An 11,762-nucleotide genomic window follows, 5' to 3' on the forward strand; every position below is an offset into this window, starting at 1 on the left:
AAACAATACTGATCAACAAATTGTATATTATGTACTATGAAATCGTATCACATTGAATTTTATCAGAACATACCAGTAAACCTGAAACAAGCCTGGGATTTTTTCTCCTCGCCTCTGAATTTGCAAAAGATTACTCCCTCCGACATGAGGTTTAAGGTAACCTCTCCAATTAAAGAAAATCAGAAAATGTACCCAGGGATGATCATCACCTATAAAATATCGCCAATATCAGGTCTACGGTTAAACTGGATGACAGAAATCACCCATATGAAAGAGGAGAGCTACTTTATTGACGAACAACGCTTCGGTCCATATAAATTCTGGCACCACCAGCACCATTTTAAACCTATAGATGGAGGGATCATAATGCATGATATACTGACTTACAGCCTGCCACTCGGCATTTTAGGCCAAATAGCCAATTCAGTATTTGTCGCAAATAAACTGCAGCAAATCTTCATTTACAGAAAAGAAAAAATAAAAGAATTATTCGGAGAACTTTAAATAGAACTAAAGGTTGTATGCAGATCCTTGTACTACCCCTCTACGTTCAATTTCCTTATCTATATAGGTTTGAATCGCAGACTTGTTTAACCCCCAGTTGGGCGCAATAAGAAGATCCCAGTCTGAGATCCCAAACAAGCGCTGAATTACAATATCAGGACGCAGAAGTGGAATAAGTTTACACAAGAGATCTGTATATTCTTCCAAAGAAAAAAGCTTAAAAGGTTGTTTTTTATATTTCACACCCATAATTGAACCTTCAACAATATGAAGATGATGAAATTTCACAAATTTTATTTGAGGAAAGCGATTGATTTCATGAATATAACCCAACATCATCTCTTCTGTTTCCCAGGGAAAACCAAAGATGGTATGAACACACAGATCCAGCTTGGTCCCCTCCAGCAGCTTAACCGCCTCGACAAATTCGCCATGACTACAACCTCTGTTGATTTGCTCCAGAGTTTCATCGTAGATAGACTCCATCCCCATTTCAAGATCTACATCAAAACGATCCGTATAACTCTCTAAAAGAGCTACCTTTTCTGCATCTATGCAATCCGGTCTTGTACCCACAGCAAAACCAACCACATCTTCAGTATTAATAGACAAAGCCTCATCATACATCATTTTAAGATAATGTACTGGTGCATAAGTATTGGTATTGGGCTGAAAATAAACAATAAACTTATCCGCTTTATAAAATCCCTTACCACGCTCCATACCTTGTTCCAACTGTTCACGAATGGTAGGCAACCTACGGGATAGTTCCGGCGTAAAAGAATCCACATTACAATAAGTACAACCGCCATAGCCTTTACTGCCATCACGGTTCGGGCAAGTAAAACCACCATCAACAATCACTTTAAATACACGCTGACCAGCATACTTCTCTTTAAGATGCGTGCCGTAGTTGTTATATCCTTTTATCCCTAAATCCAGTGGAGTTCCCAATTGCTTTTTTTTCTGCAAAAATACACATTAATTTCTAAAACCGATTCGTAGAGATCAGTGTTTCTATAGCCTGACGATAGGCATCACCAAGCGGCAATTCTTTTTCACCTATAAAAACAGCATTCTTTTTAATTGCAGAGATACTCTTATTGTTTACAATAAATGATTTATGAATGCGAATAAAATCAGGAGGCAACTGACTTTCAAGGCTTTTAAAACTGATGCGAACCACAACCGGCTTTGGGCTACTCTTCAAATGAATCTGAACATAATCCTTCAGCCCTTCAATATAGAGCACATCATCTAAAACAACTTTAAGCAAGCTGTAACCTATATTAACAAAAATATAATTAGCTGATTTCTCCCCAGACAAATAATGCTGATGCCTTAAATCAAAAAGATCTTTTGCCTTGTTACAAGCTTTCATAAAACGCTCTATAGAAACCGGCTTCATTAAATAATCCACAACGTCCAGAGCAAAACCATCCAGTGCGTACTGTTTATAAGCTGTAACCAGAATCACCATAGGACGCTTTACCAGGCTTTCAATAAATTGAAGACCGGTAATTCCAGGCATTTGTATATCAATAAACACAAGATCAATTTCGTTTTCCTGCAACACTTTATTCGCAGAAAAAGCATCCTCACAAGTAGCCAGCAAATTCAAAAATGGTATTTTACTGATATTATCAGCCAATAGATTTAGAGCCAATGGCTCATCGTCAACAGCAATACAATTTATCATACGCTCAATTTTAACCATAAATTCACCTTAAACCAGTCTTTCTCTTTCTTTATTGTCAAGCTATGGTTATTTCCATATAATAAATTCAGTCTCCGGCTTACATTAACAAGCCCAATACCAGAAGACCGGTCTTTTGCCTCACCTTCTGCAGAACTGTATTTATTTACAACTGAAAAATTCAAATTCTTTTCATCTGTACTTAACTTAATGCTGATCTGTGGATCTTCTATCAGTCCTACCCCATGTTTAAAAGCATTTTCAACAAAAGGAATCAGCAACATCGGCTCAATCTCCTGATAATCGCTAAATAAATTAATCTCCACACTCAGCTTCACTTTCTTTCCAAATCTTTGTTTCTGAAGGTCGATATAGGAATTGAGATATTCTTTCTCCGTTCCAAGAGAAACTTTCTCCTCATCCGTTTCATAAAGCATATATTGCATTAAACCAGAAAGCTTCATCACCGTAGGTTCCAGTTCCGTACTTTTTAACCTCACCAGCGCTACAATATTATTCAAAATATTAAATATAAAATGTGGACTGATTTGAGACCGCAAAAAAGACAATTCCGTTTTCATCGTTTCCTTATCTCTTTCCAGGTCCTTCTTCTCCATTTTAATCCGGTCCGAAACCATAATAAATGTTGTACTTCCAGCGATAGTAAGCAAAAACGCAGGCAAATTAAACCAACCAGCCCTGGCCCAGTTAAACTCCATCTCCTGGATAAGGATCTTGAAAAGCACAAAATGAACACAAAGTATCAGACCATAAAGCAAAATAATACTACCAGCGTACAAGAGATATTTTCGCCTGTAAAACAAATTCTGGATCAGCACAAAACTATTGAGGTAGAAAATTGCAATCAGAAAAAAATAACTGATAAAGTTGAGTTTAAAGAACTGAGTTTCTTCTTCCGGACTTAAACGGTGTGGTGGCGTACCTCGGTTAGAATTCACGATATAAGGCAAAATCATCAAGACCAACCAAACCAAAACATGCAGCGCTATCTTAATACGTTTATCGGAGAAGTTCAGCACCATTTCTCTTTTCCCTGTTTTTAACATAGCTAAGTTATTATTTTCATCGCTTAATAAACAACTACCCTTACTCATACCTCAAGGCCTCAATCGGATCTAAACGGCTCGCTTTTTGCGCCGGATAATAACCAAAAAAGATACCTGTGACCCCACAAACAACAAAAGAAATAACAATGGACGACTGAGAAATTAAAATAGGCCAGTGCAGAAAATAAGAAATTGTATAGGCAGAAGTAACTCCAAGAACAACTCCAAGCACCCCGCCGGTAATACTAATCATTACTGCCTCAATCAAAAATTGCATTAGAATATCTTTCCCCCTTGCCCCAATAGACATCCTCAAGCCAATCTCCCTGGTTCTTTCCGTTACAGACACATACATAATATTCATGATCCCAATTCCACCAATCAGCAAAGATATCCCCGCAATAGCAGTAAGCAAAACCGTAAGCATGCTACTGGTCGAACTGATTGTGGAAATGAGTTCCGCCTGCGTACGTACCTGAAAATCATCATCCTGCGACGGCAGCAACTTATGACTTGCCCTCACAGCTGCAGTAATTTCCTGAGTGGCTGCATCACTTGCTGCTTCAGAAACGGCAGAGGCATAGATCGACTGTAAATAATTCGTTGCAGTTATCCTGTTCTGTACAGTTGTATAAGGCGCAAGAATGATATCATCCTGATCCTGGCCAAAATTACTTTGCCCCTTAGGTACCAGGGTCCCAATCACCTGGAACGGAATGCTTTTGAAGCGAATGATTTGACCAATAGGATTACTACCATCCGGAAAGAGATTATCTATTACCGTTTTACCCAATAAACAAACTTTTGCAGACTTCTTCACATCGTTATCCGAAAACATAATTCCATCAAGCAAAACAAGTTGCCTGATATGCAAATAGTCTGGACTGATTCCCGTAATGCTAGTTGGCCAGTTATTCCCCCCTTTTATAGCCTGTCCGCTGGTTGAAACCACCGGCGACAAACCATTAATATTATCAGATTGAAGTCTTTTAATCGCTGCAATATCTTCGAGCTTTAAAGTTTGAATACTGCTTCCCGCCAACCTTACACTTCCCGGCGTATTGCTTTGAGGCATAACCGTAATCATATTAGAACCCATGCTAGACAAAGAGGCCTGGATGCTCTGTTTAGAACCCTGCCCAATAGCCATCATCGCAATTACCGCAGCTACCCCGATAATTACGCCAAGCATTGTTAAAAAGGCCCTAAGTTTATTTCTTTTCAATGCCCGGAAAGCAATCCTCAATAAATTTAAAATGCTCATCTTCTCAATTTAATAGTCGTCAGATTCTGGCAGAGAAGCCAGGGCCTCTTTTGCCGAACGCGGTTTTTCATTTATACTGTCCTTCTGCAGTTTACCATCCCTAAGCATAATCGTCCGGCTGCTAAAAGCAGCAATATCCGGCTCATGGGTAACAAAAACAATAGTTTTACCCTGCGCATTCAACTCCTGCATCAAGGCCATAATCTCATATGAGGTTCTGGTATCCAGATTTCCTGTCGCCTCATCGGCAAGTATCATTACCGGCTCATTTACCAATGCCCGGGCAATAGCTACACGCTGTTGCTGTCCGCCAGATAATTGACTGGGCGTATGATCAAACCGATCACTTAGTTTCACGGCATCTAGTGCTTTTATTGCCCGCTCCTTCCGTTCCTCCGCACTGACTTCTTTATTATAAAACAACGGAAGCTCCACATTCTCCAATGCACTGGTTCTGGGTAATAAATTATAGGCCTGAAATACGAAGCCAATTTTCCTGTTTCTAAGACCTGCCAACTCATCCCGGTTTAAACTCTTAACATCAATACCATCCAGCATATAGCTTCCATCAGAAGGTTTATCCAGACACCCCAGAATGTTCAGCAGTGTTGTTTTACCAGAACCACTGCTCCCCATAATAGTCACAAATTCGCCAGTATTGATCTCGAAGTCCAGTCCTTTTAATGCCCTCACGGTCATATCCCCCATCACAAACTCCCTTTTCAACTCATGCAGCTCTAAAATCTTCTTTGCCATTATCTTTTCTTGTTACCGCCCGGACGTTTTGGCATAAACGGACTGGACGCTCCAGTTCCGCTTGCAGCAGCACTTGATTTACCTACCACTTCACTACCCACCACCACTTCATCATTAGCCGTGATACCGCCCAACACCTCCACTTGCGTATTGTTATTAATACCTACTTTTATCTTCTTCTGCTCCAGTTTAAGATCACCAGTTTTTATCCAAACGTAACCCTCTATCGGCGATGATGGTTTCCTCTCCCTGTTTACCCACACCAGTTGATATTTCTTTAATGTTGTATCCGGAATGAATTTCAAGGCTTTTGCCGGCACCAGCATAGCATTATTCACCTCTTTAGCAAAAATGGTGATGTTGGCTGTCATACCAGGCTTAAGTTTCTTGTCGCTATTATCCGTATTAATGATTGTTGTATAAGTAACTACATTAGATGTGATTTTAGGACTCAAACGGATTTCCTTGATATTCCCGTTAAAAGTATTGTCCAGAAAGGCATCCACCGTAAATGTAGCCCGCTCTCCAATCTTAATATCACCTACATCGGCCTCATCCACTGATGCCTCCACCTGCATCTTTGTCAAATCCTTGGCAATACTGAATAACGTAGGCGTATTAAAACTTGCCGCTACGGTTTGACCTTCACTTACACTTCTGGAAAGCACCGTTCCATCAATCGGAGAATAAATGCTCGCCAGCGATAGATTCTTCTGCGCAGACATCAGCTGCGCTTTAATACTGTTCACCGAAGCTTTTGCCGAATTGTAAGTATACAATGCGTTATCGTAATCTGCTTTACTAATGGCACCTACCTTATATAATTGACTTTGCCTGCTAAAGTTACCTTCCTGAAAAACCAGCTGGCTTTGCGCACTGGCTAAAGTTCCTTTAAACTGATCTACTGAAGCCTGGAACAAAGTCTTATCCAGCTCTGCAAGTATTTGTCCTTTCTTAACCGTAGAATTGAAATCGGCATACATTTTCGAAATTGTACCCGATACCTGTGTACCAACCGTCACCGTATCCACTGGCTCTACCTTTCCAGTAGCCGTCACATTTTCGGAAATATAACCCATCTTTGGCTTCTCCGTTTCCAGCCTTACCACTTGTTCTTTTTCCCGGATTGCGAAATACCAAATAGCAAAAGCCAATACAACTATGCCTAAAATGATAAATATGCTTTTCTTCGTTTTCATTAGTTATTTGTTTATTCTGTGATTGGAACGCCTGTATAGAAATCATAGATCTTTGTATACAGATTAGCGGTGTACTTTGCCTGCACAAAAGCTTGTAAGGCCTGAATATAGAGGTTTTTCTGTTGCAGATATGCAACCGTATTATTTACGCCCAGACGCAGCTGTTCCGCAGAAATACGTAGCGATTCGCTGGTATAGACAAACTGTTCTTTTGCTGCATCGTACTGACTGTTGGCATTCTGCACATTAAGGTAAGCCATCTCCACAGCTTGCGTCAAGGTAGTTTTTGTATTCAACAAGGACAGCTTTGCCTCCTGAATCCCGATATTGGCTTTTGCCACATTGGTCCGGGTTACCTTTCTATCAAAAATCGGAATAGACAAAGTTAAACCCAAACCCTGATTAAACCCATTATTCAACTGATTGGGATAAGAACCGAAACTGGTGCTGTTATAACCAGAAGACAAGGAACCACCCAAACTCAGCACTGGTCTGATACTGGCCTTTGCCTTCTCCATTTCCGAAGTTTGGAGCTGAACATTCAACTCTCCACCCCGAACTTCCGGCCTGGTTTGCAGTGCCTTTTCCTGAGCGGTACCCAGATCCATTAATTTTTCATTGATCTTTGCAGTATCCGTTACAGCCACTTCAAAAGGAATTCTGGTGGGCAACTGCAACAATTGCTTCAAAGTAAGTATATTTTGCTGCAACTGATTCTGCGCAGTAACAAGTGTATAATTATCATTTGCCATTGCAGCTTTCAATTGCAAGAGGTCATTTTTTGCAATCGTCCCAATGGTAAACTGCTGGTCTCCCTGAGCAACCTGAGCCTTGCTGGTGTTCAACAGATCATTGAGATAAGTGATGTTCTCCCTGGTCAGTAAAATATTCAAATACGCCTGGGTAATCTGCAATGTAACGTCATTCTCTGCTGAAGCGACAGACAGATTAGCCACCTGCTGACTTAATTTTTTAGACCTGATGTCGTTGTTCAGATAGCCTCCATTTAAAAGAGTAATACTTGAGTTGACACCATAACCGCTTGAACTTTCAATTCCAGTATTATAATTCGCAGCGTTCTGGGTTACACTCGCCGTTAGATTTGGCAACTTAGCCGCCTTTGAAGCAATGAGATCCTGTTCAGCAGATTTAGAACTGAGTTTCAAATTGTTGATGGTAATATTGTTCTTTTTTGCATAATTAATGCAAGCTTTCAAATTCCAGGTCTTAGGCAAGTCCTGATATAAAGAATCCTGTGCATATGCCACATTTCCTCCCAAGAAAAATAAAGCAAAACACAGGAGCAGGACGACGTTTCTTAACAAAATTTTCATCAGTATAGAATTTGTTTTTTATCGGTAATGAAGCTTCGATGTGCTACCAAATTTATTCATTTCGATTTGAGTATGCTGCACATGATGGTTTCATAGGGCCTTTCTGTTTACCTCAAATTTATTTATAAATCACCAATCAGATTTTAAAATGAGACGAAATGAAATACCCCTGGGATCAACCCCCTTATAAATGCGACAAGTACCAATCCTCTATTTAATGAGGATAACAAAATCCGTTTGACCTTGTTTGATGGTCTTCAGAAAAAAATCAAACCCATGATTGACCAGAATTTCTCTTACCAGTGTAAGCCCTATGCCTTGTCCATCTTTCTTTGTACTGAAAAAGGGGCTAAAGAGCTGTTCATTATGTATTTCAGAAATCCCCTTTCCATTGTCAGAAATAACAAGCCGTCCTTCCTTTAGCACAAAGCGAATTACCCCCTCTCTCTCCATAGCCTCCAAGGCGTTTTTTACAACATTGATCATAACCTGCTCCATTTGCTGCAAATCAGCAAGAATAAAAAAAGGATCCTCTGGCAAAATAAACTCAAAAGTTACATTTGCCTCTGCTGCTTTTATTTCCATCAAGGCAGCTACAGCATAAATCAGAGCAACAAGATCCATCTTTCTCCTGTTAACCGGAGAAAGCTTCACCAGGTCTGCAAAATTCCTCATGAACAGGTTAAGGTTCTGATTTCTTTGCACGGCCACCTCCAATGCATTCCTAAGAGCCTCCTGATCCCCATGTTCCCAAAGCTTTTTGGTTTGCAGAGATAAATTCAAAATCGAATTGACTGGTCCAATCGTATTGTTCACTTCATGGGCCATCATTCGGATTACCTTTTCATACACCCCCTTCTCTGCTTCAAAAATCTCTGAAGTCACCTCTTCAATCATTAAGAAAAAGCGGGCAAATCCCCGGTCTATAAAATGAGATTTCTGAAGCTTATACGCTCTTAACCCATTGGGACGTATCAATTTAGTTCCACCGGCTTTAAGTTCGTTTGCCAAGGCAGTCACTTCCTCTATTTGTGTTCCCAGCATCGATAATGCTTTAGGATTAACCAATTTCACCTGATGATCGTAATCCAGAATAATAATTCCCGTTGGAGAAGTCTGAATGAGTTTCTCCAGGAAAAAATGTTGCTCCTCCTGTTTAATACGCTCTGCTCTCAATTCATCCATCATTTGATTATACACTTCAATCAGCTCATCCATTTCACGTTTGCCTGTAGGCAGAAACTTTACGTTAAAATCCCTGTCCTTAATTGCGTTTATCCCTTCTTTTAAATGGTTCAGCGGACTGATCAATTGCCTGTACAAACTCCAGGAAAGAACCCCTGACCCAACAATAAAGACCTCTGCCAAAATAAACAAGACTTTATTTTTTTCAAACACCAAATATGTCAGCACCAGGCAAACCAGATGCAAAACAGAGATAAAGAGAATATACTTAGTGCTCAGTTTCATCAAATGGAATTTGATATTTCTCCAGTCTGCGATACAAGGCATTTCTGGTAATACCTAAAGATGCTGCAGCCCTTGTTATGCGGTTCTTATGAAAACTCATTGCACGTTTAACCATTTCTATCTCCATTTGTTCTAAAGTCATAGCCCCCACATCCGGAAGCAAGGCAGTTCCTTTCTGGGTGGGCGACTGGTCCAATTGATTTTTAAAATCATCTATCTCCAGTATGTCCTTTTTACTAATCAGAATAGAACGCTCCACCAAATTTTTCAATTGACGGATATTACCTGGCAACTCCAGTTTTTGTAACCATTTCATCGCTTCAGGCGTTACAGACAATGCAGGTCTATTGTAAATTTCTCTCAGATTATGAATAAAGAACCTAACCAGCAGTGGAATATCGCCAGGACGCTCACGAAGAGAAGGCAGATGTATTGTGATCAGATTAATACGGTACAGCAAATCCTCTCTAAAAAGCCCAGAACCAACCATATTGTTCAAGTTTCTATTCGTTGCACAAACAACCCTGGTATCCACTACTTTGGTTTTGCTGCTGCCCAGCACCTCATAAGTCCTGTCCTGCAGTACCCTAAGCAATTTCACCTGGCTGCTGGCTTCCAGATCACCAATTTCATCAAGAAAGATGGTTCCTTTATTCGCCATTTCAAACCGGCCTATCCTATCATAACGGGCATCAGTAAAAGCTCCACGCATATGCCCAAACATTTCGCTTTCAAACAAAGAAGATGAAATGCCACCTAGGTTTACTTTAACAAATGCCCGGTTTCGTCTCCAACTGTTTTCATGAATCGCTTCAGCAATCAACTCTTTTCCAGTACCACTCTCTCCGGTAATCAGTATAGACGCATCCGTACGGGCTACCCTCCCAATGGTATCCATAATCTCCAACATTTTTGGGTCTTCTCCGATGATCTGTTGAAATGCATACTGCTTATCCAACTGCCTGCGATCCCGATGTACAGGTGCCTGGCTATGAAGTTCCATCAGTGTTTTCACTGATTGTAAAATATGATCGTTGTTCCAGGGCTTATTGATAAAATCATTCGCCCCCAGCTTCATTCCCCGCACTGCAAGCTCAATACTTCCCCAGCCTGTAATTAAAATAACCGGCAAACTATTACTGATCTTTCTGATTTGCATGAGTAAACTCATGCCCTCTTCACCCGAAGTACCGATAGAAAAATTAAGATCCAGTAAAATCAGATCGGGTTGGCGCTTATGTATAACACGAAGAGCTTCACCAACCTCATCAACCGCCACAACCTCATAGCCAGAGCTTTTAAGCAGCAGCAGCAAAGAAGTTCTTACGGCTATATCATCATCAACAATTAATATCATGGGCAAATCAGCTATTGCGGTATAAATTTATAAAGTAAATTCGTTTATCTCTAATCTATTCCTCGTGCAACGCAACTGCAGGATGTATCGCCGCAGCCTGTTTCCCAGGATAAAGTGCACATACAAAAACCAATATATAAATAAATGCGATTGACAGGAGTATAGCTACAGCATAAACCACTGAAGGTACATTAAACACATTCATGATCGGAAACTGTAGTGCAAAGAAACATCCAACGGCTAAAGACATGGTTGCCAGGATCAACGATTCACTGACCAACTGACCGGACACAGAATTTCCAGAAGCCCCCAGTGCCCTTCGCAAACCGATTTCACTTCTTCGCTGATTGATATTGTACCAGAGTACGCCAAATAGCCCAAGCGCCACATTAATGATCAGGAAACTGGCGATAATCATGAAAATGAGCATAGGAATTATCGTTTGCTCATTTTTAGCATCTCTCATTTCCGAAAGATGCTGAATTTCTATACTTGAATTCTTCAGTCTGTTGGCCATAAACTTATATAAAGAACTTTCGAAACTCGCATTGGCCTCCGGTCTCACTTTAACAAGAAGAGTATTAGTATACTTTAAATAACCGGAATCCAAAGGATTGAACATCGCATAGCCTGCTGGCCAGAAATCTCCATTAGCTTTAAAATCCTGCACCACACCAATGATTCTCAACTTACCTTTATCATCATAATCGCCAACAGATTTGCCTATTGCCTGGCCCTTTCCAAAAATCTCCTTCCTCAAAGATTCATTAATAATGATGGGCCTATTCCTCGCCACTTTATCTTCCGGATTAAACCAGCGGCCTTCTATCAGTGTCATTTTCCATACCTTATTATAATCATCCCCAACCATATAATTATTAACATTATTGACCTTTTTGCCGGCTGGTGATAATCCTGTAGTCATGATACTGTTGGAATATGGAAAATTATTACTGGTATAACTCACTGCTTCCACCATTGGCATTGATTTTAGAGATTTCTTCAGGTTCTCATAAAAAATCACCAGTGAATCCATATTTTTTGTTTGCTGATCGCGGTTATAGTTAATAGCCCATACCCGATCATACGCTAAACCCATCGGTTTTCTATAATTC

General features: G+C 40.2%; 11 protein-coding genes. 1 reads left to right on the plus strand and 10 read right to left on the minus strand.

The features are described from left to right. Positions 1-36: 36 nt before the first annotated feature. The gene (locus tag DBR11_RS24755) at positions 37-504 is read left to right on the plus strand and encodes an SRPBCC family protein (protein ID WP_108555259.1); all 468 of its coding nucleotides are present in this window, start codon (positions 37-39) and stop codon (positions 502-504) included. A 6-nt stretch (positions 505-510) separates the two neighbouring features. Here DBR11_RS24755 and DBR11_RS24760 read toward each other — a convergent pair whose 3' ends face one another. The 10 genes from DBR11_RS24760 to DBR11_RS24805 form a co-directional block, all read right to left on the minus strand. Continuing rightward, positions 511-1,458 (minus strand): TIGR01212 family radical SAM protein, encoded by a 948-nt coding sequence (locus DBR11_RS24760; RefSeq protein ID WP_108555269.1) that lies wholly within the window; start codon positions 1,456-1,458, stop codon positions 511-513. A gap of 34 nt (positions 1,459-1,492) precedes the next feature. Next, positions 1,493-2,203, minus strand: coding sequence for a LytTR family DNA-binding domain-containing protein (locus DBR11_RS24765; protein WP_108555260.1), 711 nt, complete (start codon positions 2,201-2,203; stop codon positions 1,493-1,495). Next, complete coding sequence (locus DBR11_RS24770) at positions 2,200-3,267, minus strand: sensor histidine kinase (protein ID WP_158275376.1); 1,068 nt, start codon at positions 3,265-3,267, stop codon at positions 2,200-2,202. Before DBR11_RS24770 ends, DBR11_RS24765 begins: the two co-directional genes overlap by 4 nt. Positions 3,268-3,307: 40 nt before the next feature. Further along, entirely contained in the window at positions 3,308-4,531 is a 1,224-nt protein-coding gene (locus DBR11_RS24775) for an ABC transporter permease (RefSeq protein WP_108555262.1), read from the minus strand. A 9-nt stretch (positions 4,532-4,540) separates the two neighbouring features. Further along, positions 4,541-5,287, minus strand: a complete 747-nt coding sequence (locus DBR11_RS24780) for an ABC transporter ATP-binding protein (RefSeq protein WP_108555263.1) — start codon at positions 5,285-5,287, stop codon at positions 4,541-4,543. Then, positions 5,287-6,486: an efflux RND transporter periplasmic adaptor subunit gene (locus DBR11_RS24785; protein WP_108555264.1), complete on the minus strand. Its 1,200-nt coding sequence runs from the start codon at positions 6,484-6,486 to the stop codon at positions 5,287-5,289. Before DBR11_RS24785 ends, DBR11_RS24780 begins: the two co-directional genes overlap by 1 nt. Before the next feature lie 11 nt (positions 6,487-6,497). Next, positions 6,498-7,820, minus strand: a complete 1,323-nt coding sequence (locus DBR11_RS24790; protein ID WP_108555265.1) for a TolC family protein — start codon at positions 7,818-7,820, stop codon at positions 6,498-6,500. A 210-nt stretch (positions 7,821-8,030) separates the two neighbouring features. Continuing rightward, positions 8,031-9,290, minus strand: a complete 1,260-nt coding sequence (locus DBR11_RS24795; RefSeq protein ID WP_108555266.1) for a PAS domain-containing sensor histidine kinase — start codon at positions 9,288-9,290, stop codon at positions 8,031-8,033. Then, the gene (locus tag DBR11_RS24800) at positions 9,274-10,647 is read right to left on the minus strand and encodes a sigma-54 dependent transcriptional regulator (protein ID WP_108555267.1); all 1,374 of its coding nucleotides are present in this window, start codon (positions 10,645-10,647) and stop codon (positions 9,274-9,276) included. The genes DBR11_RS24795 and DBR11_RS24800 overlap by 17 nt, the downstream gene beginning before the upstream one ends. A gap of 55 nt (positions 10,648-10,702) precedes the next feature. Continuing rightward, positions 10,703-11,762, minus strand: a 1,060-nt coding sequence (locus DBR11_RS24805) for an ABC transporter permease (protein WP_233260897.1), incomplete at its 5' end; no start/stop codon positions are given.

Source organism: Pedobacter sp. HMWF019 (assembly GCF_003061025.1).
In the GTDB taxonomy this organism is placed as follows: Bacteria; Bacteroidota; Bacteroidia; order Sphingobacteriales; family Sphingobacteriaceae; genus Pedobacter.